The following is a 25,247-nucleotide window of genomic DNA, read 5'->3' as shown; positions in this document are numbered from 1 at the left end:
TTGAGAATTTATTAAATATAAGATTACAAACACAACAAAGATAAATACGATCTATCAGATATCAAAACGTTGATTGACCATGATATGCAATCAGTCCTTCCATCGGACTTCGGGCGATCGTCCCCAAACGGATTCCCAAATCAAACGCGATCTCCTTCAATATATCCTGATAATACCAGGCTACCGAACCTACCAGGTGGACAGGCAGTTCAAAATAATCGTACTGTTTCACATTCCGGGTAAAAAAAGCCAGAAAACTACGGGTAACCAACTCCCAGATAGCCGGTTCATCCAGATGCTCCCGTATAAAAGGAGAAAATCCTGCCAGAAAACGGTTAGGGAAAGGCTGCCGGTAAACCTTGTCCATAATCAGGGCTGGGGTCAACTCATATTGTGTCAGAAACTGATCTTTCAGGGCCGGAGGCAACTGGTCTTTCAAGACATCACCAATCAATAATTTCCCCAATACCGCACCACTCCCCTCATCGCCCAGGATAAATCCCAGAGGAGAGACATTCTTTACAATCTCCCTGCCATCATAATAACAAGAGTTGGAACCGGTTCCCATAATGCAGGCAATCCCCGGCTGATCTCCGCACAGGGCACGGGCAGCCGCAAGCAAGTCGCTCCCTACCTCAACCGGAACAGACAGATACCGGTTGACGGCCCGCCTGATCATATTATTCTTCTCCGGGAAAGCACATCCTGCTCCGTAAAAATAAATAGCTGAAGGTTCGAAATCTTTTAGAGAAGGTAACAGGCCGGCTTCTATCTCCTTCCCGATTTCCTCTTCTGTCTGAAAAAAAGGATTCATGCCCCGTGTTTTGAAACGGAGGATAGATTCACCATTCTCCACTACACACCAATCAGTCTTCGTGGACCCACTATCAGCTATCAATATCATATTTCACTTTATTATAAAATCAATCAATACGTCTGTCTTTTTTGCCAAATGCAGGATCTATCTTCAGGAAAGCCGTCACTGCCAAAGTAATCAGGCAGCATCCCATCACCCACCAGAAAAAGTGCTCATATCCCAACTGCTCCTGCAACCATCCGGCAATCATTCCCGGCAGCATCATACCTAAAGCCATAAATGCCGTACAGATGGCATAATGAGCCGTCTTATGTTCACCCTCTGAGAAATAAATAAGGAACAGCATATAAGCCGTAAAGCCGAATCCATACCCAAACTGCTCAATAAAGACACATACATTTATGATAAGCAGATTCTCCGGCAGGGCACTGCTCAGGTAAATAAAGACCAGATCCGGCAAAGTAATTGCCAGCGCCATCGGCCAAAGCCATTTCTTCAGTCCGCCTTGTGCCGCAACAATTCCACCGATGATCCCGCCTAAGGTCAGTCCGATAATCCCGATCGTACCATAAACAAAACCGATCTCTGCCGTTGATAATCCGAGTCCTCCAACATCACGCGGATCAATCAGGAAAGGAGTGACCAGTTTTACCAGCTGTGCTTCCGGGAAACGGTATAACAGCATAAACAGGATCGCAATCAAGGCCTGTTTCTTCTTAAAAAACGAAACAAATGTAGCAAAGAATTCTTTAAACAGGGTAGAAGCCGTCACAGCGACAGCCGGTCTGTCCGATTCGGGTGTCGGCAATATATATTTATGATACAGGCATAACCCGATAAACAAACCTGCCAGGATCAAAAATGTAACCGACCAGGCCAGCGGTATCTTTCCGGTACTTTCTTCCAAAGCACCAGCCAGCATCACCAACAGACCTTGTCCGGCAATAGTTGCGATACGGTAAAATGTACTTCGTATCCCGACATAAAAAGCCTGGTCATGCGAATCCAGCGCTAACATATAGAAACCGTCAGCCGCAATATCATGCGTTGCAGAACTAAACGCCACCAACCAGAATATAGCCAAAGTCAGCTGAAAAGAATAATCCATCGGAATAGTAAAAGCAATACCCGCCAGTCCTGCACCTATCAGGAACTGCATGGTAACCACCCACCAGCGCTTCGTCTTCAGTAAATCGACGAAAGGACTCCAGAAGGGTTTGATCACCCAGGGGAGATAAAGCCAACTGGTATAGAGGGCTATATCTGTATTACTGATCCCCAAACGTTTATACATGATGACAGAGATCGTCATCACTGCCACATAAGGGAGGGCCTCTGCAAAATAAAGCGTAGGTATCCAGCTCCATGGAGACGCTATTGTGGATTTTCCGGTTAATAGTTTCATTTTCGCGAGCTAGATTGTATCATTTTACGTACTATTTCATTCTTCTCTTCTTCCGAAATGCTTACTTCCCGCAAAATAGTTTCAAGATCTTCAGACGTCACCTTATCAAAATCCTTCTCTAAAGGAGTGATAAAAAGACCGGCCATCTCAACCGTTGCCGGACTGATCAGGATATTGGCATCCCCTTCTGCATAAAAACAGGACGGACGCAATTCCTTACGAGGGAATATACAGGATATCCAGTTATCCTCATCCTTCCAAGTAACCACATTCATCATCGGTTCAGAATCTCCTTCTTTTATTTCCAGTTGTGCGTATAATTGTTTAAAAGCATAGTCGGCTTCGCGCAAATCACTGGAGATCAGCAGAAATGCAGACGCCATAAAATCGTAAAGTACATAAAGAACCGTATTACGCCCCTCCCAGACTATACCCTTGGAAGCCTTTTTATAGTTCATTTCAATCGGCAAATTCCCCAGTTCCATTGCCTGGAAATGCATGTGATCCGGTGCAGAGGCTCCACATTTCGGACCATTGTAAAAGACGGCATAATCCTGAAGATCGTGTGCCAACCACAGCATATCCTCATAATAAGGAAGAATTTGCTGATCTTCATGCCACTTCAATGGTATCGTCAGATGTCCGCTGGAGATTGGATAAGGATTAACCAGTATATCGAAAGCATCATTGTAATCAATACCATATTGTTCTTCCGGCCGGTGACAGAAAAAACACGGTCGTGCTTGCAAAGAAGCAGTGTCTGTTTTAGCAGCAGAGGAACGGATACGCTCCGGATTGAACTGTAATATAACAGGGAAATCTCTTATGTAAAGATACCGGGTCTTAAGGCTTGCCAAAGCATAGGTATTCGTGCGAACCAACTCCCAATTTCTTATCTGGTTATCGAGAAGATCTTCTACGCGTTCTCTCAACTCATTCATTTCAGACTTATCAATCATATCATTTTTGATTTAACGTTCTTCGGATACCTAATTCAATGGCTCGGATACTGTCTTTATAGGCATTATGTTCGTTGGTTTTCCGGATATCCAATGCGGCATCGGTATTGTCCTCCCAACGGCGGCAGAGATAAAGGACATCGTAAATACGCCCGATCCGGTAAATACGCGATATAGCCAATCCTATGGCATAATCTTCGCCATAACTCACATTCGGCATTTTCAACTCGCGAAGAATCGGGGTATAGAAAGCACGGGGTGCTCCCAGTCCATTGATACGCAAAGCATTATTACGTCCATTCTCTTCCGTCCATTCCCGGTGGTCGATAATGCCGGGCGCTATTTCATTCAGGTCGAAATCAGTCATTTTATAGGTTCCGATCACCATTGCACAACTTTCCGCATAAAAAGCATCCACAATCTTTTGCAAAGTATCGGGACCGCTATACACATCATCACTGTCAAGCTGTACACAAAACTTACCGCACGAAGGATGCCCAGCCGCCTCATTCCAGCAACCGCCGATTCCGAGATCGTCACGTTCGGGGATCAGGTGTATCAGACGTTTATCTTCTGCATACTGCTGAATAACCTCTGTTGTCCCGTCGGTCGAATGATTGTCGACAATGATCAGGTTGAAGTCAAAATTGGTCTGCTGCCTAAAAACAGAACGGATCGCATCCTCGATCGTACGGACGCGGTTGCGGACAGGGATGATCACAGATGCTTCGCAAGGGAAACCTTCCTTCTTAAACTTTACCTTCAAAGGCTTCTTCTTCAGAAAAGCACCCAAATATTTCAGATAGACAGTACAGGCCGATTCCATTTCCTCCTGCACCTCACGGTTCTTTGGATCCACATAATCAAACTGTTTCTCGCCACTTTTCCGATTATCTTCTTCTGTAAAAGAATAAAGATACTCCCGGATATGAACAATAGTCTCCGGCATAAATGAGGCATTGAGCTGGTAAAGATAGAAACCTGCATAGACATACTCCGGAAACATTTTTTTACGAGATTCGAAATAATAGTTCAATTCATCGTAATTAAGCAGCAATAACGGACCGAAATCAAAATCATCCCGTATGCTTCCCTCCTGATAATCGTTCAACGGGTGTTCCTGCCGAATACCGTTACATATTTTATAATGATCGGCATAAACGATTTTACAACATCTGTTTTCAGCGACAAAAAGCATCCGCTCCAGTCCGTTTTGTCCGAACCTCAAAGGAGTTGTACCAGTATAAAATAAGACATTCCGTTCGTCAGCATGTTCCCAAATAGTACGCAAAGTATTTGTACCGGTCAGCGTATCGACCTGCAGGATTTCGCAACCGTCACAAGCTTCTGCCTGCAATGAATCAGAAGCTAAAAGATATATTTTATTAACCAGCCCGGTACTCCTGAGTTCGTCTACAGTCAGTTTCACCATGGCTGGAGAAACATAAGGCAAAAAACAATTTACTGTTTGCATAATAGCACTTTTAAGATTGTCGGGTAAAGATAACAAAAAGATTAATCCTCCTCCCAGTAAAAGTCATCATAAAGCTCTTCTTCTCTTTGTTTTTTCCGGTATTTTTTCAGAAAAGCTCGCATTCCCGTAAGTGTAGAAACGCTTTGCATATACTCTTCCACTGTTTTCAGCAGGTTTTTCTGCTGGGATAAAAGAATATCCAGGTGAATATCTATCTCTTTCAAAGGAACAGTTCTCAATTGCGTATAAGCATTTTCCACACCAGATAAAGGAGCCTGACAAATCAGATAAAATTCTTCTTCCAAGCGATTCAACTGTGCACGCAAAATCTTATTATAACGTTTCAAAACCTCATCCGTTTGCGATTGAGGTGTCTTTGCCGATTCTTCCTGCAACCAGTTAATCTGCATCATCAACAAGGAAGCCAAGTCTTTTTGTTTATATGCTTCCGTCAGTTGTTTCATCCGTTCTTCCTTCTGTGCACGCAATGTTTCATCAGTTTCCCGGTCCGGATGAAGTTCCTTCACCAGTTCCAGATATATTTCACGCATTGACTTTAAAGTTTGTTCCTCCTGCAATTTCTGATTCAATTCGGCTTTGGTCATTTTCCTTTCTCTGGACTGCGACGATTTCTGTTCCTCTCTGGCTGCACGCCTCTGTTGTTCTTTTTCTTCCGCCGCCTCCATTTTCTCCATCTCATTCTTCATTAAATCATTAAAAGCGTTGAGCAGTTCCTCTTCCGTCTTTGCGTTTTTCATTTTCTTATTGAGTTTAAAACCCATCATTTGGATAGCGAACAACGTATCCTGTACTGCTTCCATTTCCAGTTCTTCATGAGTCATTCCGGATAAGAGTTCCTCATATTTATGAACGAGGGGAACAATAACGGAGCGTTGCTCTTCATTCATATAGTCAGTCACTCCTTCGCTTTCAGCAGCAATAAGATCTATCAGCGTTTTCCGATCCGTTTTACTCAGTTTTCCTTCTTCATATATTCCATCCAGATAAATCAGATAATCATATTTCATTGCAGTCTCTTTCTCAAATAGAGATTTAGCATGCTCCTGATAGAAAGTTCTGATTTTTCGTTCCTTCTCAGGAATAAACGTGATTTCTGCCTTTAGTTCATTTATCTTCCTGTTCAGGCGATTGAACTCAGACTGGGCAGCGGTAAGTTTCGTTCTTCCTTTCTTTTTAATAACAGGAGTCAGGGACAAATCATCATTTGCCACATCCTGATCTTGAAATAGTTTTGCTTGTTTGTTCATATCAATACTTATATGGTAATAAAAAAACTGCGTAACTCTCCACCGAAAGCTACGCAGTCTCCTATTTATAATAAAAACTTTACAGCTATTATTCTTCTCCTAACAGGATTTCCAGGATTTGAACGGCAGCCTTAGCGACTGATGTACCCGGACCGAAGATAGCGGCAACACCTGCCTTGTACAGGAAGTCGTAGTCCTGTGCAGGAATAACACCACCGGCGATAACGATAATGTCTTCGCGGCCTAACTTCTTCAGTTCATCGATAACTTGCGGAACCAATGTCTTGTGTCCGGCAGCCAAAGAAGAAACACCCATTACGTGAACGTCGTTTTCAACAGCCTGGCGGGCAGCTTCAGCCGGAGTCTGGAACAACGGTCCCATATCCACGTCGAAACCACAGTCGGCATAACCGGTAGCTACAACCTTAGCACCACGGTCGTGTCCGTCCTGACCCATCTTAGCGATCATGATACGCGGCTGGCGACCTTCTTTCTTTGCAAACTTTTCTGTCAGCTCGCAAGCCTTCAGGAAGTCGGCATCTTTCTTTGTTTCTGATGAATACACGCCTGATATAGTTCTGATGATTGCTTTATAACGTCCTACAACAACTTCGCAGGCATCAGAGATTTCTCCCAGTGATGCACGCAAGCCGGCAGCCTTAACAGCCAGTTCCAGCAAGTTGCCTTTCTTAGTTTTCACACATTCGGTGATGTCAGCCAATGCTTTCTGAACAGCTTCTTCGTCGCGGTTTTCACGCAACACCTTCAAATTGGCAATCTGTTCGTTACGTACGGCAGTGTTGTCAATCTCAAGGATATCGATCGGATCTTCTTTCGGCAGGCGGTATTTGTTAACACCAACGATAGTCTGAACGCCTGAGTCGATACGAGCCTGAGTACGAGCAGCCGCTTCTTCGATACGCATCTTCGGAAGACCTGTTTCGATCGCTTTTGCCATACCGCCCATGCTTTCGATTTCCTGGATCAAAGCCCAACCTTTGTGTACCAGTTCGTTTGTCAAAGATTCTACATAGTAAGAACCGGCCCACGGGTCGATTTCCTTACAGATCTTTGTTTCTTCCTGGATATAAATCTGTGTATTACGAGCGATACGTGCAGAGAAGTCTGTCGGCAAGGCGATAGCTTCGTCCAACGCATTGGTGTGCAAAGACTGCGTGTGTCCCAGTGCAGCTGCCATCGCTTCGATACAAGTACGACCTACGTTGTTGAACGGATCCTGTTCAGTCAACGACCATCCTGAAGTCTGGCAGTGAGTACGCAGCGCTAAAGATTTCGGGTTCTTGGCTCCGAAACTCTTCACAATCTTCGCCCACAACATACGTGCAGCACGCATCTTGGCGATTTCCATGAAGTGGTTCACACCGATTGCCCAGAAGAATGACAGACGCGGAGCAAATGCATCCACATCGATACCTGCGTTAACACCGGCACGAAGATATTCCATACCGTCACATAGGGTATAAGCCATTTCAATATCTGCTGTCGCACCGGCTTCCTGCATGTGATAACCGGAAATAGAGATAGAGTTGAACTTAGGCATCTTCTGTGATGTATATTCGAAGATATCAGCGATAATCTTCATAGAGAATTCAGGCGGATAGATATACGTATTACGCACCATGAATTCTTTCAGGATATCGTTCTGGATAGTACCGGCCATTTCTTCCAACTTAGCGCCTTGTTCCAGACCTGCGTTGATGTAGAATGCCAATACCGGAAGAACACCACCGTTCATGGTCATGGAAACAGACATCTTGTTCAAAGGAATACCAGCGAACAATACTTTCATGTTTTCCAAAGAACAGATGGATACACCGGCTTTACCAACGTCACCTACAACACGTTCGTTGTCAGCATCGTATCCGCGGTGAGTCGGAAGGTCGAATGCAACAGACAGACCTTTCTGACCGGAAGCCAGGTTACGGCGGTAGAATGCATTTGATTCTTCTGCGGTAGAGAAACCGGCATACTGACGGATCGTCCAGGGACGCATCGCGTACATACCGCTATACGGGCCACGCAGATAAGGAGGCAGACCAGAAGCATAGTGCAGATGCTCCATACCTTCCAGGTCTTCTTTTGTATATACTGGTTTCACCTCGATATGCTCGGGTGTTTTCCAATTGGCTTCGATACCATTGGCTTTTGCCCATTCAGCAGCATTGGTAGCTGCAAAACCGGCATTCTTTATATCTATATTCTTAAAATTTGGTCTCATAATTGTTTCTACTTAAGCGATTCCTAATTTTGCGTTGAAAGCCTTCAATGTTTCAAGTACGTTGCTCTTCACATTGATAAACTGATCGATCCCCTGAGCTTTCAGGTCTTCCATGCATTCAGGAGCACCTGCTACAACGAATTCAGCACGTCCGGCCAACGCCTTATAAGCGGCAGGAGCATATTCTGCATATTCGTCATCACTAGAACAAAGAACAACGATTTGAGCACCGGCTTTCATCGCTGCCTCAACACCAGCTTCAACAGTTTCAAAACCTAAGTTATCAATTACCTTATATCCGGCGCAAGCAAAGAAGTTGCTTGAGAACTGTGAACGGGCAATACGCATAGACAAGTTACCGATAGTCAGCATAAAGACATTCGGTGTCTTGCCGCTGTTTTCAGTTGCCAGACGCAATGCTTCGAATTCAGATGCACCACGAGAGAAATCAAGAGGAGTAACCGTTGCTTCACCACAAGAATGACCACCACCGCAACAGCAGGAAGCTGTTTCTTTAATCTTACCGGCAGCTACTTCTGTGAAGTTCGGGAACTGGTTAGAACCCAGCAGGATTTCGCGACGGGTAGCAACAGCTTTCTTACGAGCTACGTTAGAAGCATTTACTGCATTCTGTATGTTACCGTTAGCCACTTCAGCACCGAAACCGCCTTTGTCTTCTACTTCCATGAACAGTTTCCAGGCAACGTCAGCCAACGAGTTAGTCAGTACTTCTACATAATAAGAACCGGCAGAAGGATCGACCACCTTATCCAGGTGACATTCTTCTTTCAGTAACAATTGCTGGTTGCGTGCGATACGTTCTGAGAAATCATCCGGAGTTTGATAAGTCTTATCGAACGGACGAACAGTGATAGAATCGACACCTGCCAAAGCAGCAGACATCGCTTCAGTCTGAGAACGCAACAAGTTTACATGAGCGTCGTAAACAGTCATATTCCATTCGGAAGTCTGAGCATGTGCGTTCATCTTGCATGCACATTTGCATTCAGGATTGTAAGCAGCAACAATTTCAGCCCACAACCAACGTGCTGCACGAAACTTAGCAATTTCCATGAAGTAGTTAGAGCTGATACCCAGATTAAATTTAATCTTTTTGGCAACTTCGTCTGCGCTGAATCCAGCTTCAGTCAGTTTAGCCATCAGTTCGTTACCCCAAGCCAGTGCATAACCCAGTTCCTGAGTAATATAAGCACCTGCATTATTGAAGTAGAAAGCGTTTACAGCTAAAACTTTATAACCCGGCAGTGCCTGACCTGCTTTGAGCACAGCAGATGCAGCTTCTACCCAGTTTTCATTTTCTTTCCCTTTTACCAACGGTTTCTTGAACGGGTCGAAGTTAACAGAACCGAAACATTTGTTCAGGTCTACGTCTTTTCCCTTCAGGATATATTCCAGAATACCGATCAGTTTTTCAGCCTTGCAGTTGCAAGTGTTGAAGTTCAGTTCAGTAGCTTCCGGACAGATACCGTTTAATAATGTTGCAATATTTTCGGCATTCACTTCATCACCTTTGATGATGAAACCGAGAGAAGTAACACCTTTAGTCAGCAAATCAAGAGCCTTTTCGTTGGCTTCCTTGAAACAGGTTACTTCAATGTTCTGGCGTACCTTCCAGTCGTTATCCTTCTTTGTTCCGCGAACATAAGGGAATTCACCGGGAAGAGACTCGGTAGTCTTCAAACCTTCGATGTCTTCTGCACGATAGAAAGGATTTACATTAAATCCTTCGCCTGTCTTCCAGACAAGCTTTTTCTCAAACGGAGCACCTTTCAGGTCAGCCGTAATCTTCGCCATCCACTCTTCAGTAGTGACCGGAGCGAATTCTGAGAAAAGTTTTTCTTTTAGTTCTGCCATAATATTAGTTATTTTAATACTGGTATTAGTAATTGTTCAATAGTATATTGTTCAATAACAGGTGGCAAAGGTAGAATAAATAAACAGGAAGAACAATGAAAAATAAACGAAATTGCGCTCAGTTTTAACGCCTTTTAGTTGTATGGAGACAATTATAGTAGCATAATGACAGGAAGATACAAAATTCTTTACATTTTTTCCCGTTCCGGAGAACACCGAAACGAAATAATAACTATTTTTGTCCCGTCAAACAATGAAAACTATGATATGAAACGGTGCATTCGTCTAGTGGCCTAGGACGCCGCCCTCTCACGGCGGAAACTCGGGTTCGATCCCCGGACGCACTACAAAAGCCTGCTGAATGATTTCGGCAGGCTTTTTTATAGAGATCAACATACAGTTTGCAAATTTCTCATATATTATGATACTGCATTCTCACATATTATGCGACTCTAATATCATAATATATGAGAATGCAGTATCATAATATATAAAATCTGCGTCCATAAGAAACAAAAAAGCGACCTGTTGCCAGATCGCTTTTCCATTTGCTATAATGCGAATTAATATCTTCTTCCGCCGCCGTTACCGTAGCCACCGCCACCGCGATTGCCACCACCGTAGCCACCGCCACGATTACCGCCGCCGTAACCACCACCACGATTACCACCGAAACCACCGCCACGGTTTCCACCACGGTCTTCTCTCGGACGAGCCTCTGTTACGTTGATTACTTTTTCATCATAAGTAGCCTGGTTTAATTCTTCGATAGCCTTCTTGGCTAAATCGTCATCCTTCAATTCTACAAAACCAAAGCCTCTTGAACGGCCTGTTTCTCTGTCTGTGATAACTCTAGCTGAGAGGATTTCCCCATAGTCAGCAAACAACTCGTTTAAGTCAGCGTCTGTGACGTTATAACTTAAATTTGAAATGTAAAGATTCATTTATAAAAACTTATTTAGTTAATTGTTTATTGAGGGATGAATAGAATAATAGTTGAATGAATATACTTTACAAATCTAAGTTGCGAGCAAAACTTCAAATACAAGTTTAAATCAATCTCAATAGGCTACAAATGTAAGGTTTAATTCGACACCACCATACTTTATGACAATCTTTTTCAAACATTTTTTCTCAAAAAACGCTTATAAACAAACAATGATTTATTTTAAGTTCGTGAATCTCCATCCGCCTGTTTTACAAAAAAAATCTTTTGACGGAATCTCCTTTTTATAAAACACACTAAAAAAAACGTCGGAATATATCATTTCCGCTTTAATTTCTGTTTTAACTCAACATACCATAAACATAAAAGAGAATTTGTCATGACGAAAGGAACAATTGGATTAAATGCAGGTACCATCAGGAATCTGTTACTGGATGGTGGATGTTGGAGTTTGGAGGAGTTGAAAAAGGCAACCTCCTTATGTGAAGCTGATTTATGGTCTGCAATCGGATGGCTAGCCCGCGAAAACATGATTCAGATCACTAGTGCCAAAAGTCAGATAGCTTTTTGTCCGGGGATGAATTTCAATTATTAAATGAAAGATACCCTTTGATATTAAAAAAGCGACCTTCAACAGATCGCTTTTTTTATTTTTACCGGAATAAAGTATTTACAACCACACTATCACCATCATTCGGAGCGGGCTCCAAATTCAACAACCGGGATATGATCAGATAAAGGTTCACATTTGCCATGACAGGCAATTCGACATTCTCTTTAAATGAAGGACCTGCCGCATAAAATATAGCTTCCATCTCCGGTGAAAAATTATCATAACCATGAGTTGCACCCGGATAAGGATAGGATTTATCACGGAAATGCAGGTAAGTTCCGATATTGGGAAGCACAACCAAATCACCTATACGGGGATTATTCCCATAAACATATTCAGCAGGAATTTCCTCTTTCTTCCAAACCGTCACATTCGGAACCTTTTTCAGGATATTGTATGCGGTCTCGGTATAACCATTCTTCGGATAAAGCAAAGTCGGGACACCGTCAAAAATATAATCAAAACTGTCACGTGGCAAATAGTCGTTCAGATTGACATATTTCTCAGGCGTATAAGTAGCCATTCCGTGATCGGACAGAACTATAAAATCTATTTTATCGAAAATATCCAGCTTGCGGGCCTCGTTAAAGAAATGGTTCAATACACGATCCAGCTCCTCTACTTTCTCTAAAGTTGCCGAAGAGTCAGGCGTACAGATATGACCGATCGCATCCGGCTCTTCGATATACCACATAACCAGATGAGGACGTATATCCTCCGGTAGCTGCAACCAGGCTACTACAGAATCGGCGCGGTCCGAATAAGGGACCTTTTTATCAAAAGGTTTCCAGATGGAAGGCTGGCGGCCCTGGATCGGATACTCACTGCCCACCCAGAAGAAAGAGGCTGCATGCACTCCCTGTTTCTCTGCCGTATTCCAGATCGGTTCCCCTCCATAAAAGCCGGGAGTGGGGTCCGCCATACGGTAAATACTATCCAAGTCGGAGGCATAAAAGAAATTATTAACCAGGCCGTGATGATCCGGGTGCAAACCGGTTGCCATACTGTAATGGTTCGGAAATGTTACGCTGGGAAAAGAAGGACGGAAAGCGGCACGAATCCCGACTTTCGCCAAAGAATCCAATGTCGGGGTATAAGCACGATCGGGGTAATCGGAACGGAATCCATCCATGGAAAGAACGACCACATAACGGTCATGGCGTTTCGATGACGAACAGCCGGAAAAAAGTATACCGGCCAGAACGATACATCCTATAAATAAACTTACATATCTTTTCATATACAATCACCTCAAAAAGAAAGAGGTCCACAAAGATAGTGAACCTCTCCCGATTATTTTATTCAAATTGTTAAATACACGGCTAGAAAATATATTTCAATCCAACCTGGGCATGCCAGCGGGAAGTGATATTTGTATTAGTATACATTTCTCCCGGATCATAGAACTGGTAAGTTGCTCCATTTGTCCCAATCTTAGTTGTAAGAGGAGTCAAATCATAACCTGAATTAGTTTGATAATACATACCCCACTTTTTATTCAATAAATTGCCTACATTGATAATATCGAAATTAAGCTGGATTGTATTTCTTTGTCCTGCGATATCAACAAAAAAGTCCTGAGCAAAATGGAAATCAAAATGATGCTCAAATGGCAAAGTCATTTGATTACGTTTAATATGTGTTCCTTTGGATTTGCGAAGTTCACCATTTCCTTCAATCCATTTTATTAAAGCATCCTTTTGTTCTGCAGCAGTAACAGTATTATTGTTAGAATGAATATCAGTAAATACCATCTTCTCTAGTTCTGCATCTGTAGGCACATACATCAAATCATTACGATATCCATCTTTATTCAGATCCGTATAATCCAAAAGGGAATATCTGCCACCTGTCTGCCCATTATAAAACAAGCTGACTGTTGTTGCAAAATGTTTTGCATATTCCTTACGGTAAGATACAGAACCGATCACACGGTTACGGACATCAAACATCGACCATGTCAATTCTGGATTCATATCACCGTAATATGTTGCATTATATTTCCAACCGGAATAGGCTTGTGAAGAATTTCCGTCATTCAATGATTTTGCTTGCCCATATGTATAAGCGATCATTGCATTCAAACCGAAGTCAAATGATTTTTCCAGTTTTGTCGTAATATTAAAAGTATAACCTTTGCTTGTGTTTTTCAACAGCATGACCTGAGTGAAATGATTGTCCTGCTTTTCATAAACAGGACGGTCATCTCCTCCGTTGTTCAAAGTCTCGCCTTTCCACTGATAATTAATATTTTCGTATAAAATATTATTCAGAGTCTTGGAGTAAAGTCCCTCCAATGTTCCTCTGATACCAAATGGAAGCATTTGTTCCACAGCTAAATTTGCACGGAAAACAGAAGGGAAACGGAAGTTTTTAGCCATTACATCGACTTCCGATGTAGGCACTTTTGCATTAGGATCTTTATATTGCTTGTTCGGATCAATATTAAACTTAAAATCTGAAGGATAGTTACCCAAACTAGAAGAATAAGCGGTGCGAACCATCTCAACTCCTGCATTTCCAAAACTATTTGAAATCCAAACAAATGGAACACGGCCTGTAAATATACCAGCCCCACCACGCAATAAAGTTGTCCGGTCTTCATTTAAGCTCCAACGGAAACCAACACGGGGAGACCACAGTACTTTGGTTGTAGGCATTTGGTCTGTTGCCAACCCCATACTCGTCGCTACTGTCGAGCTATTAAACACCTCATTCGCTCTAGGCTTATCAAATAATAAAGGAATATCCAGACGTAACCCGTAAGTCATACTAAAACGATTCGTAACTTTCCATTCATCCTGAGCATAAAAACCAAGCTGGGCAGCGCCAAACACTGGTGCCCAACGATCTGTTCCTGTTATTTTTTCATTAGAGTAGGAGTATTCATATGAATTCGGTAATACCTCATTTGCTGTTCCTACAGTCAAAAAATCATCTAACGAATTATAAACATAAGAACCATAAATATTAGTGATATACAGATTTTTCATATGGAAGAACTCATTATGGGTTCCCAATGTTATCGTATGATTTCCTTTATTCCATATCAGGTTGTCCTCCAGTGTAAAAATGTCCTGGTCCAAAGCATTGGCGGCTGAATTTCGTTCTGTACCTAATTCCAAGCTTGATTTCTTGGTAGGATCACCATTATTTATCAAATTATTAATCGTTATATTTGGAAGAGGTTGTCCGATTGGATCACGATAATCCCTAACATAAGTCCAACCAAACCTGAACTCATTCGACCAGGAAGGGGTAAACTGTGTATTCAATTCGGATACCAGCGAATGCGTTTTATTATTCATAAAATAACCGTTATCATTCAGTTTTGCAGAAGAGACAGAATTTGAAAATACCATTTTTCGCCCGTCCAGAAAGCTATAACGAACAGTAAATTTATTCTGTTCATTGATGTTCCAATCCAAACGGGTAAGAATTTTATTTGAGTACGTATCAATATCCTGTGGTCCATAACCACCAGCATTATAACCTCCCGTCAACTGGGATATTTTATTAACGATTTGGTCTACTTCCTTCACATCCAGATTAGACTCAGTCGAACCGATATTATTAGAAGACGGGTATGTTTCCTTTACCCGTTCATAGTTTGCAAAGAAGAACAATTTATCCTTTACAATCGGCCCACCTAACGTAAAACCATACGTTGCGCTGCTCTGATCACCTAACTTCTTACGTTCTTTTGCATCCTTTCCCGGAGTCTTCCCATAAAAATTCTCATTATTATAATACCAATAAGCAGAACCATGGAATGTATTCGTACCGGATTTTGTAATTGCATTTATACCTCCTCCGGTAAAACCTCCCTGACGGACATCATACGGCGCTATTACTACTTGAATTTCTTCAATCGCTTCAAGAGAAATCGGGTTGGCACCAGCTTGTCCGCCATTCGTTCCACTAGACGAAAGACCAAACACATCATTGTTTGTAATACCATCAATTTGAAATGAATTATATTTGTTACTCGAACCTGCAAAAGACATGCCACTAGCGGTATTCACTCCTAATGGATTCATCTTTGTCACATCAAAAATACTACGGCTGACAGAAGGAGTCGCCTGAATTTGCGATTGATTGAAGTTTTGTGCCGCCCCGGTCTTCTGAGAATTAAACAAGGCTGCCTTCGATGCCGTGACAACCACTTCATCCAACGATAATGATTCTGTCAACTTTACATCCAACAAATAAGTTTCACCTAATTGAAGTGTAATACTTTTATATACCGCTTTCTGAAAGCCGACATAAGACACCTCAACGGTATAAGGACCGCCGGTACGCATCCCCTGCAGACTGTAACGTCCATCCGCATTAGTAACAGTTCCATACGTAGTACCGGAAGGCTCATGAACAGCCTGTACTGTTGCGCCGATCAGAAGTTCGCCTTCCGCCGTCACTTTTCCACTGATCCCGGAAGTGGTAACCTGGGCATTCAACGTGAATGTCAGACAAAAAAGAAAAAGAACAAACACAGATAAGTTCTTCATACTAGATAATATTAAAATTAAAACAATCGAAACACTTTTTATACAACGCCACAAAGATATATAATCTATGTTACCAACGCATTACGAATATGCTTGATTTTTATGGACTTTCTTAAATATTTCGATTTTCCCGCAAACTATCGGCTATATCCTGATGTTGTTGAGCGAGTTCCTCTTCACCGACAAAACGATAAGCTTCAGCCAGATACTCGTGTGCTGATGCGTGTTTGGGCTTAATGGAAACGGCTTTTTGGAGATCAGCGACCGCCTCCTCATAATATTTCATGCGTAGATAACATTTTCCACGATTATAACGGGCCTTAAATGAAAGGGGACTCAGTTTGACAGCTTCATTCAATGCCACCTGGGCATCGTATGTTTCGCCAATATCCAGTAGCGTGACACCTTTGCGCACCCATGCATCTACATATTCAGGATACAGTTTCAACGCTTTATCGAATGAGCGGAGAGCAGCATTCGGATCATTGGCTTTGGTTACACATTCATTTCCCATCAAATAATATTCATGGGCATATTCTTTCAGGATTTCACGTTGCGCGTAAAGTTCTTCTTTTAGTTTTTTGATTTCCTGGCGTTGCGTATTCATACGCTGAAGTTTGGAACGGAGCAGGCGCTGCACCAGCGGTTTATCCATTTCGTTTCGTTTCCCTATTGCAAGAGCAAAAGACTCCACGGCATCCTTCATATTCCCACGGTTAAAATCATGGGCAGCACGGGCATATAAAAGTTCCGCTTCACTTTCCCGAAGGCTCTTTTCAATCAGTTCCTTACTATTGAAGATCTGGCTGAACTGAACAATTTCTTTACGTACAAAAATATCGTGAGGAGTCACTTTACTCTTCAGAACCAGTCCTTCGAGGGATGTGCAACGGCTTAGTGCCACGTATGTCTGACCGCCGGCAAAGACACCTCCGGTCAAATCCACGACAACCCGGTTAAACGTAAGTCCCTGGCTTTTATGCACGGTAATTGCCCAGGCAAGACGGATCGGCAATTGTTCGAAAGTACCGACAATCTCCTCCTCTATCCGTTTTTCCTTTTCGTTATACTTATATTTATAATTACGCCACGAAGTAGGTTCCACCAGATGTTCGATCCCGTTTTCCAACAGGACATATACATTCCCGTTCTCATCGATACCCGAAATCATACCGATAGTTCCGTTCACCCACCGACGTTCATAATCATTATCAATAAAAATCACCTGTGCCTGTTCCTTGATTGCCAGATTCAATTGTGTTGGCAAAGATGATTCGGGAAAATCACCATCTATACGCCCTGCGGAAATAAACTCTTCACCAGGCAATTCCGACAACTTCTTTTCATTGATGAAGTCTACCTGATCGCGCCGGGTAGCAAGTGTAATGTACATATCTTCGTTATTCGGCTCAAATTCAGGAAAATAACGGGTATTCAAAATTTCCAGTTCCTGTCTTCTTGCCGCATTACTCCGTATCCGGTCCAATATATTAATAAATACGGGATCGGCCTGGCGATAAACTTTCTGCAACTCAATAGGCACCAGGTTGATTGACTTGAAAACCCTGGCTGAAAAAAAGAACGGACTGGCATAGAAAAGACTGAGTATCTCTTTCTGGTCAGACGGCACAACCGGCTCCAACTGAAACACGTCTCCGACAAACAATAACTGTTTTCCTCCAAACGGCAAACGCATATTTCCTGAAAAAACACGTAAAATACGATCTACACAGTCGATAATATCCGCCCGCACCATCGAAATTTCATCAATAATGATCAGCTCGACCTCCGATATTATTTTCCGGTGCTCTTTCCGGTATTTGAAAAATTCAAAGATCCGCCCGTCTTTCAGGCTTAAATCTGGATCATCCGGTAACATCGGACGGAACGGCAGTTTGAAGAAAGAATGCAAAGTCACCCCTTCAGCATTAATAGCCGCGATACCAGTCGGAGCCAATACGACATATTTCTTTTTGGTATGCGAACAAATATATTTGAGAAAAGTGGATTTGCCCGTCCCCGCTTTCCCTGTCAGGAAAACAGACTGGCGGGTATGGGTAATCAGTTGCAGGGCATCCTGAAATTCCTTGTTGTCCGTATCTAGTTGAAATTCCAATCGTGTAAATTTTGAGTAGACAAAGCTAAATAATATTTTAAATATCCCCTTATAAAAAGAGTATATTTTATTTGGTCATGTGCAGGAAATTGTTTTCATTTGTGATATCAAAATAATATCAAATACAAATTATTATGAAAGCAGAAGAACACAATTTTAAAGGACTAATAATCAATGGATTCATTGGTCTATTTATCAATCTCATTCTAATACCATTATTCATTGTATTAGTTCTCTATTTTTATGGAGAGACAAACTATATCTGTGCTCCACTGACAATAGTGTTGTTCATAGCATTCATCCTAATGCTTCCCGGATATATTTCCCAGGAGCCGAACGAAACCCGGGTCATGGTATTTTTTGGAAAATACGAAGGCACATTCACGCAAACAGGGTTTTATTGGGTAAATCCATTCATGAACAAAAAGAAACTTTCTTTGCGTGCCCGCAATCTGGATGTTGAGCCAATCAAAGTAAACGACAAAATCGGCAATCCGATCCTGATAGGACTTGTGCTGGTTTGGAAACTGAAAGATACTTACAAAGCGATGTTTGAAATCGATGCACAAACGATGGCTAATAATAAAAAGAATGGTCAGGCAGGTGTAACAGTAGCCGAACGGATGAATGCTTTCGAAGATTTTGTCCGTGTACAAAGCGATGCCGCTCTCCGGCAAGTAGCCGGGCAATATGCTTACGACAACAACGAACAGGAAACCAACAAGCTGACCCTTCGAAGCGGAGGTGAAGAAATAAACGAACAGCTGGAACATCAACTGAATGAACGTTTGGCGATGGCTGGCATGGAGATAGTGGAAGCTCGTATTAATTATTTGGCTTATGCCCCGGAAATTGCTGCTGTCATGCTACGGCGCCAACAAGCTGATGCCATTATCTCTGCCCGCGAAAAGATCGTTGAAGGAGCCGTCTCGATGGTAAAAATGGCATTAGACAAATTATCGGAAGAAGAAATCGTCGAACTCGATGACGAAAAAAGGGCGGCAATGGTAAGCAACTTATTAGTCGTACTATGCGCAGACGAGCCGGCCCAGCCGATTATCAACACAGGTACATTATATCAATGATTCTAAATTTTTAATATTAATATAAGTGATGGCCAAAAAAGAGAATGCAACCAAAAATTTTGTTCTGCGGATCGATGCAGAGATGATGGATGCTATCGAAACCTGGGCTGCGGATGAATTCCGCAGCACCAATGGCCAGATACAGTACATTCTGGATCAGGCACTACGAAAGGCAGGCCGGTTAAAAAAGAAAAAACAATACAAGAAGGAAGAGGAATAAAAAGAATTCGTATAAAAAAATCAATACAAGAAGGGGACTAATTATCGACTGATAAACAACCAGGCATCTTTATATTTCTCATTCGTACGCAAAGTTGCCATATAGCTTTCAGCCTGCTCACGATTATCAAATCTATCGGCATAGATACGGTACTTACCATCACGAACAACTTTACTCACATGCTTGCAATCTTTACGATCTACCCCGGCAATATATTTATCTGCTTGTTCTTCCGTAGGAAAACTGGCTATCACGATATGATACATTTTCTGATTCGGCTTGCTGACCGCCGGTTGGGGAGCGACCTCCTGCTTTTTCACTTTCGGGGTTGGTGCAACAGCTATCGCATCGTTTTTCACCTCCGGCGCCTTGGTTTCAGGAGCCACAGTCTCAACCGGTGCGCTCATTTCCTCCGTTTTCATTTCAGGCGCATTTCTGGCAACCATTTCCGTCGGAACAAAACTGGCAGTATAAGCAGCCTGGTTCACATCTTCCACCGGAGTTGAAACCAATAAGAATAAAGTGACAGCAGCAGCCGAAGCAGCTACTACGCGGAGAAACTTCCGGCTAACCGGTATATATAATGTATCTTTTTTCTTCTTTCCGGTAAGCAATGCTACCTCTTCACGCGCAGCCAAAACAGGTTTAAGCTGTGGAAAATTAAAAGCCGCCAATCCATATGAACAGACACTGAATGCATCCGATTCTCCCGGATGGAAAATCATCTGGCCTTCCTGTCCCAGACTGAAAGAACCTAACAGACCAAAGGATAATCTCTTTTCTTCCTGCAAAGCTGCTTTCATATCGTCGACATCTTCCTCCAGCATCAATTGTGCCTTCCGGTAATTAACACCATACATTTGCATGTATGACTCTGAAAGTAACCCGTCGTTATGTTGCAGTGTGATATTAAAAACGATTTCTTTGCGTTGCGGACTGAACAAATGTTCCTCTCCGTTGCATACGGCAGAAACTGTTTGCAGTACAAAACCTCCAAATTTCGGTACAATCACACAGTCATGTACCAGTAATAATCGTTCTATATGTGTTATTATCCTAAGCATAAGACAAAGGTAGATATTTATTAGTGAATTTACAAAACAAAAAACGGTACAATTTTCTACCTTTGTCTCTCAAACAAATAATATGTACTGGTTAACTCAATCGATATATTCATTCAAGGTAATCCCCTTTCTGGGCGGATGGCTGGCAGACCGCCTGTTAGGTGATCCGGAAGGCTGGCCTCACCCCATCGTCTGGTTCGGCAAACTCATTTCTTTCGGAGAGAAAAAACTGAATCAGGGTGAGAACCGTTTCTATAAAGGAGGTCTGTTGACACTAATCCTTGTAGCAGGCATTTACTTTATAACCCGGCTAATCCTTTTCTGGGGAGCATTTATAAATACTTATTTATACGCAATTCTTGTCGGAGTAGGTGTATTCTATTGCCTTGCCGGAAAAACATTGATTACGGAAGTAAAAGCCGTTTTTGAAGCAGTAGACCGTAGTGTGGAAGAAGGACGGACACAAGTCGGACGCATCGTCGGACGTGACACCTCCGATCTATCCCCACAGGAAATCAGGGCCGCCGCCCTTGAAACTTTGGCGGAAAACCTGAGTGACGGAGTGATCGCCCCGATGTTCTGGTTTGGCTTTTTAGGATTGTCCGGAATGATGGCTTATAAAATGATTAATACACTCGACTCGATGATCGGCTATAAAAACGAGCGATACAAAGAATTCGGAGAAGCTGCCGCCCGGTTGGACGACGTTGCCAACTACATACCTGCCCGGCTGACAGCTTGCCTGATGTTACTGGTTTCCGGAAACTGGCACAAAAGAGATTTTCTGACACGTTTCGGTAGGGCACATCTCAGTCCCAATTCAGGTTATCCGGAAGCAGCATTGGCAGCCATCCTCGATTGTCGTTTCGGGGGTACACACGATTACTTCGGTCAAGCAGTGGAAAAGCCTTATATCGGAGTCAACGACAGGCCTTTTACAACAGAAGATATGTTAATAGCAACTAAAATAAACAGCAATACAGAACTAGCCATGGGATTGCTTGTTTGTCTTCTATCAATATTATTACAATAAAGAAAATTATACAGACATGGAAATAAGACTAAACAAATTGCTCAGTGACGCAGGACTTTGCTCGCGCCGGGAAGCAGACAAGTTCATCGAAATGGGGCGGGTTACCGTCAACGGAAAACAGCCGGAAGTCGGCCAGAAAGTTAGCAAAGCTGATATCGTCATGCTTGATGATATTAAAGTTAATTTCAGCCAGGCTCAGGAGCATGCACGCACCGGTTCCGGTAAAACTCAAAATCTGATCTTCGGCGACCCTGTTGCCAAAGTGGAGAAAAAAGAAAAGAAAGTGGAAGACAGTGCGCCTGTTGAAAAAAAGAAACCTTCCGGTTCCGGCAGTAAGCTGAGACCTGGTAAATATGTCAAATACAACAAATATGCTGCTGCCAGAAAAGCGGCTAAAAGCGGAGAAAAACCGAAAGACAAACTGACTCCGGAAGAAAAGGCACTCAAAGATGCCATGCGTCCGAAGTTCGGTAAATCTTTGGGAAAAGCAGCCGTTGCGCAACGCCTTGCCGCTTCTCCCAAATCTGCCAGTTTACGAAAAACGAGTAAAAACAATCCGATAAACAAAGGAAAACGAGTTGCTACCCGCAACAAGCCTAAAGGAGAATAATACGATGCCGCACAAACATATCGTACTTATTACAGGAGGTCAACGTTCCGGCAAAAGCGGATATGCACAAAAGTTAGCCTTATCATTGAGCACTAACCCGGTTTACCTGGCGACTTCGCGTGTATGGGATGAAGAATTCCGTCAACGGGTTCTCCGTCACCAGGCAGACCGTGGTCCGGAATGGACAAATATAGAAGAAGAAAAATACCTGAGCCATCATAATCTGAATGGCCGGGTAGTCGTTATAGATTGTGTCACGTTATGGGGCACAAACTTTTTTTTCGACAATGACAGTAATGTCGAAAAATCATTGACAGAACTGAAAGAAGAATTCAACCGGCTGACTCAACAGGAGGCTTATCTTATATTCGTGACCAATGAAATTGGGTTAGGCGGAGTCTCGCCAGATCCGGTTCAACGCAAATTCACGGACCTGCAAGGGTGGCTGAACCAACATATAGCCTCCCGAGCCGACGAAGTCGTACTGATGGTAAGCGGAATACCCATGAAAATAAAAGGATAACAAAATAACAATACAATGATTACTTTTAATATTGAAAAACCAGATGCTGCTATCGCAGAAACATTACAGGAAAAAATAAACAATCTGACAAAACCTAAAGGTTCATTAGGTAGATTAGAAGAATTAGCTCTTCAGATCGGTTTGATCCAGCAGACACTTACCCCTTCCCTACATCATCCGGTCAATGTCATTTATGCCTCCGACCACGGTATTGCAGATGAAGGAGTAAGTAAATCACCCAAAGAAGTCACCCGCCAGGTAATTCACAATTTCTTGAACGGCGGAGCCGGTGTTTGTTTTCTTGCCCGCCAGCATGGCATCGAACTGAAGATTGTTGATGGTGGCGTAGATTTCGACTTTCCTTCCATTCCACAACTAATCGACCGGAAAATCAGGAAAGGGACCCGTAATTTCCTCCATGAAGCAGCAATGACACAGGAAGAAATGGAATTGGCACTACAATACGGAGCTGAAATTGTGAGTGATTGCCATAAGGAAGGATGCAACGTCATCAGCTTTGGCGAAATGGGAATAGGTAACACGGCAGCTTCCAGCATGTGGATGACCTGCCTGACAGGTATTCCATTGATAGAATGTGTCGGTGCCGGAAGCGGGTTGGACAGTCTTGGCGTACAACATAAATATAATGTGTTGAAAGCATCGCTCGAAAACTATAAAGGAGATAATAGCCCATTAGATGTGATCCGTTATTTCGGAGGATACGAAATGGTCATGGCTGTCGGTGGAATGCTCCGGGCAGCAGAACTCAAAATGATCATACTTGTCGACGGGTTTATCATGACCAACTGTGTTCTGGCAGCTTCCCGGTTATATCCTGAAATGTTACCTTATTGCATATTCGGTCATTGCGGAGACGAAGCCGGACACCGGAAAGTACTGGATGTATTACAGGTAAACCCGATTCTAAACCTGGGACTGCGTCTGGGAGAAGGTTCCGGCTCCGTATGTGCTTATCCGATCGTAGACTCGGCCGTACGCATGATCAACGAGATGCATACTTTCCAACAGGCGGCCGTGACAAAATATTTTTAACCGGATGGTATCCATTCCTAACATTTAAATATATGTTGCGTATACTGGCTGCATTCATATTCTTTACGCGTCTGCCTTTTTGGAAACTGGCTGAAGTACCTGCCGAATATTTCAAAAATATAGTGAGCCGATGGGCTTTAGTCGGTTGGGTTACTGCTGGGCTGATGGTGATTGTACTATATGCAGGCTCACTTGTTCTGCCTTCCGGAGTTGCTTTAGCCCTGGCTATGATCACCCGTTTATTAATCACAGGCTGTCTCCACGAAGACGGCCTGGCTGATTTTTTTGACGGATTCGGAGGAGGCACAAACCGGGAACGGATATTGGCTATTATGAAAGACTCGCATATAGGAAGTTATGGAGTCATTGGTTTGATCTGCTATTTTGGCCTGTATTATTTGTTGCTCAGCAATCTCCCGGTCGAACTGGCAGGTTGTGCCATCCTTGCAGGTGATCCTTATAGCAAAGGCATTGCAGGTATGATCATCAATCGCCTCCCATATGCCCGAAAAGAGGAAGAAGCAAAAAGTAAAACTGTTTATAGTCGGATGACAACCGGAGAATACCTGTTCAGTCTTATTTGTCTGTTACTGCCTCTGTGCTGGTTGCCTGAACCCGTATATTTTCTGGCAGGTCTCCTACCCGTTGCTACCTGGTACCTATTGACTACTTTTATGAAAAAGAAAATACAAGGATATACCGGTGACTGCTGCGGAGCTACATTTCTACTATGCGAATTAAGCTTTTATCTGGGTATAGCTGTTATATATACAACAACACTTTAGTTATTTACATATGAATATCTATTTAATCAGACATACGTCTGTCGACGTTCCCGCAGGTTATGCTTACGGACAAACCGACGTACTACTGCGCCCATCTTTTGAGGAAGAAGCCGAAAAAGTAAAAGAATCATTATCCGGACTTACTTTTGACAAAGTCTGGTGTAGTCCGTTAACCCGCTGTGTAAGGTTAGCCTCCTATTGTGGTTATCCGGATGCCATTCGGGAAGATCGCGTAAAAGAATTGAATTTTGGGGAATGGGAAATGAAATCCTGGGAAGACTTATCCTCCGACCCACGTTCCGAAGCCTGGTTTGCAGACTGGATCAATATCAGAACACCAAACGGAGAATCGTTAAAAGACCAATACGACCGCGTCAGTTCATTTCTTGATGAGATCAGAAAAAGCGGAATGCAAGATGTCTGTATATTTGCCCATGGAGGTGTTTTAACTTGTGCGCGTGTTTATGCCGGAGAATATGGAATAGAGGAAGCCTTTAAAAACGTGCCATCCTACGGAGAAATAATAAAGCTGAGTTTCGACTGAGCTTTATTATCTTATTTGACATTTACTATTTCTATTTGAACCGTCATTTACATAAAACAAAAAGGAGTCCACTCTATCGAATGAACTCCTTTTATCTAAAACGGCGGCTA

21 protein-coding genes and 1 tRNA gene are annotated in these 25,247 nt (G+C 42.8%); 10 read left to right on the top strand and 12 right to left on the bottom strand.

The window, feature by feature from the left end; all coding sequences use genetic code 11:
• Positions 1 to 61: 61 nt before the first annotated feature.
• The 7 genes from DWW91_RS24515 to mutA all read right to left on the bottom strand — a co-directional run bounded on the left by DWW91_RS24515 (position 62) and on the right by mutA (position 10,037).
• Entirely contained in the window at positions 62 to 904 is an 843-nt protein-coding gene (locus tag DWW91_RS24515) for an ATPase (RefSeq protein WP_122329201.1), read from the bottom strand.
• 19 nt (positions 905 to 923) lie between these two features.
• Positions 924 to 2,222 carry an MFS transporter gene (locus tag DWW91_RS24510; protein WP_007654276.1) on the bottom strand — a complete coding sequence of 433 codons (1,299 nt, stop codon included), beginning with the start codon at positions 2,220 to 2,222 and terminating at the stop codon, positions 924 to 926.
• Positions 2,219 to 3,181 (bottom strand): DUF4922 domain-containing protein, encoded by a 963-nt coding sequence (locus DWW91_RS24505; protein ID WP_199722630.1) that lies wholly within the window; start codon positions 3,179 to 3,181, stop codon positions 2,219 to 2,221. The genes DWW91_RS24510 and DWW91_RS24505 overlap by 4 nt, the downstream gene beginning before the upstream one ends.
• A 1-nt stretch (position 3,182) precedes the next feature.
• Positions 3,183 to 4,655, bottom strand: a complete 1,473-nt coding sequence (locus tag DWW91_RS24500; protein ID WP_122329200.1) for a glycosyltransferase family A protein — start codon at positions 4,653 to 4,655, stop codon at positions 3,183 to 3,185.
• Between the two features lie 41 nt (positions 4,656 to 4,696).
• The gene (locus tag DWW91_RS24495) at positions 4,697 to 5,923 is read right to left on the bottom strand and encodes a J domain-containing protein (RefSeq protein WP_007654281.1); all 1,227 of its coding nucleotides are present in this window, start codon (positions 5,921 to 5,923) and stop codon (positions 4,697 to 4,699) included.
• 88 nt (positions 5,924 to 6,011) lie between these two features.
• On the bottom strand, positions 6,012 to 8,162 hold the full coding sequence (gene scpA / locus DWW91_RS24490) for a methylmalonyl-CoA mutase (protein WP_010800522.1): 2,151 nt from the start codon (positions 8,160 to 8,162) through the stop codon (positions 6,012 to 6,014).
• Between the two features lie 12 nt (positions 8,163 to 8,174).
• The gene (gene mutA, locus DWW91_RS24485; RefSeq protein ID WP_122329199.1) at positions 8,175 to 10,037 is read right to left on the bottom strand and encodes a methylmalonyl-CoA mutase small subunit; all 1,863 of its coding nucleotides are present in this window, start codon (positions 10,035 to 10,037) and stop codon (positions 8,175 to 8,177) included.
• A 274-nt stretch (positions 10,038 to 10,311) separates the two neighbouring features.
• Between mutA and DWW91_RS24480 the strand changes: the two genes are divergently transcribed.
• Positions 10,312 to 10,384, top strand: a tRNA-Glu gene (locus DWW91_RS24480).
• Between the two features lie 216 nt (positions 10,385 to 10,600).
• Here DWW91_RS24480 and DWW91_RS24475 read toward each other — a convergent pair.
• Entirely contained in the window at positions 10,601 to 10,981 is a 381-nt protein-coding gene (locus DWW91_RS24475) for an RNA-binding protein (protein ID WP_122329198.1), read from the bottom strand.
• A gap of 381 nt (positions 10,982 to 11,362) precedes the next feature.
• On the opposite strand from DWW91_RS24475, the gene DWW91_RS24470 reads away from it, so the two are divergent.
• Positions 11,363 to 11,578: a winged helix-turn-helix domain-containing protein gene (locus tag DWW91_RS24470; protein WP_007654296.1), complete on the top strand. Its 216-nt coding sequence runs from the start codon at positions 11,363 to 11,365 to the stop codon at positions 11,576 to 11,578.
• A 58-nt stretch (positions 11,579 to 11,636) separates the two neighbouring features.
• Here the strand turns inward: DWW91_RS24470 and DWW91_RS24465 are convergent, their stop codons facing one another.
• The 3 genes from DWW91_RS24465 to DWW91_RS24455 form a co-directional block, all read right to left on the bottom strand.
• Positions 11,637 to 12,836, bottom strand: coding sequence for an ectonucleotide pyrophosphatase/phosphodiesterase (locus tag DWW91_RS24465; RefSeq protein WP_007654297.1), 1,200 nt, complete (start codon positions 12,834 to 12,836; stop codon positions 11,637 to 11,639).
• Between the two features lie 82 nt (positions 12,837 to 12,918).
• Positions 12,919 to 16,104, bottom strand: coding sequence for a carboxypeptidase regulatory-like domain-containing protein (locus DWW91_RS24460; RefSeq protein ID WP_122329197.1), 3,186 nt, complete (start codon positions 16,102 to 16,104; stop codon positions 12,919 to 12,921).
• 112 nt (positions 16,105 to 16,216) lie between these two features.
• Positions 16,217 to 18,220 carry a tetratricopeptide repeat protein gene (locus tag DWW91_RS24455; RefSeq protein ID WP_122329196.1) on the bottom strand — a complete coding sequence of 668 codons (2,004 nt, stop codon included), beginning with the start codon at positions 18,218 to 18,220 and terminating at the stop codon, positions 16,217 to 16,219.
• Positions 18,221 to 18,354: 134 nt separating this feature from the next.
• On the opposite strand from DWW91_RS24455, the gene DWW91_RS24450 reads away from it, so the two are divergent.
• Both DWW91_RS24450 and DWW91_RS24445 read left to right on the top strand, forming a co-directional pair.
• A complete protein-coding gene (locus tag DWW91_RS24450; RefSeq protein WP_007654301.1) occupies positions 18,355 to 19,305 on the top strand; it encodes an SPFH domain-containing protein in 951 nt (316 codons plus the stop codon).
• Between the two features lie 28 nt (positions 19,306 to 19,333).
• Complete coding sequence (locus DWW91_RS24445) at positions 19,334 to 19,525, top strand: Arc family DNA-binding protein (RefSeq protein WP_122329195.1); 192 nt, start codon at positions 19,334 to 19,336, stop codon at positions 19,523 to 19,525.
• Positions 19,526 to 19,566: 41 nt separating this feature from the next.
• Here the strand turns inward: DWW91_RS24445 and DWW91_RS24440 are convergent, their stop codons facing one another.
• Complete coding sequence (locus tag DWW91_RS24440; RefSeq protein WP_122329194.1) at positions 19,567 to 20,589, bottom strand: SPOR domain-containing protein; 1,023 nt, start codon at positions 20,587 to 20,589, stop codon at positions 19,567 to 19,569.
• A gap of 82 nt (positions 20,590 to 20,671) precedes the next feature.
• On the opposite strand from DWW91_RS24440, the gene cbiB reads away from it, so the two are divergent.
• The 6 genes from cbiB to cobC are packed head-to-tail and all read left to right on the top strand — an operon-like array spanning position 20,672 to position 25,137.
• On the top strand, positions 20,672 to 21,622 hold the full coding sequence (gene cbiB, locus DWW91_RS24435) for an adenosylcobinamide-phosphate synthase CbiB (RefSeq protein ID WP_122329193.1): 951 nt from the start codon (positions 20,672 to 20,674) through the stop codon (positions 21,620 to 21,622).
• Positions 21,623 to 21,638: 16 nt separating this feature from the next.
• Entirely contained in the window at positions 21,639 to 22,232 is a 594-nt protein-coding gene (locus DWW91_RS24430) for a S4 domain-containing protein (RefSeq protein ID WP_007654307.1), read from the top strand.
• Positions 22,233 to 22,236: 4 nt separating this feature from the next.
• On the top strand, positions 22,237 to 22,755 hold the full coding sequence (locus DWW91_RS24425; protein WP_122329192.1) for a bifunctional adenosylcobinamide kinase/adenosylcobinamide-phosphate guanylyltransferase: 519 nt from the start codon (positions 22,237 to 22,239) through the stop codon (positions 22,753 to 22,755).
• 15 nt (positions 22,756 to 22,770) lie between these two features.
• Entirely contained in the window at positions 22,771 to 23,808 is a 1,038-nt protein-coding gene (gene cobT / locus DWW91_RS24420; protein ID WP_046147894.1) for a nicotinate-nucleotide--dimethylbenzimidazole phosphoribosyltransferase, read from the top strand.
• 32 nt (positions 23,809 to 23,840) lie between these two features.
• Positions 23,841 to 24,593 carry an adenosylcobinamide-GDP ribazoletransferase gene (locus DWW91_RS24415; RefSeq protein ID WP_122329191.1) on the top strand — a complete coding sequence of 251 codons (753 nt, stop codon included), beginning with the start codon at positions 23,841 to 23,843 and terminating at the stop codon, positions 24,591 to 24,593.
• A 10-nt stretch (positions 24,594 to 24,603) separates the two neighbouring features.
• A complete protein-coding gene (gene cobC, locus DWW91_RS24410) occupies positions 24,604 to 25,137 on the top strand; it encodes an alpha-ribazole phosphatase (protein ID WP_046147893.1) in 534 nt (177 codons plus the stop codon).
• Positions 25,138 to 25,247 lie beyond the last annotated feature (110 nt).

It is taken from the genome of Parabacteroides sp. AF17-3 (assembly GCF_003635445.1).
Classification (GTDB): Bacteria; Bacteroidota; Bacteroidia; order Bacteroidales; family Tannerellaceae; genus Parabacteroides; species Parabacteroides goldsteinii.
This window is presented reverse-complemented; position numbering and strand designations above follow the sequence as displayed.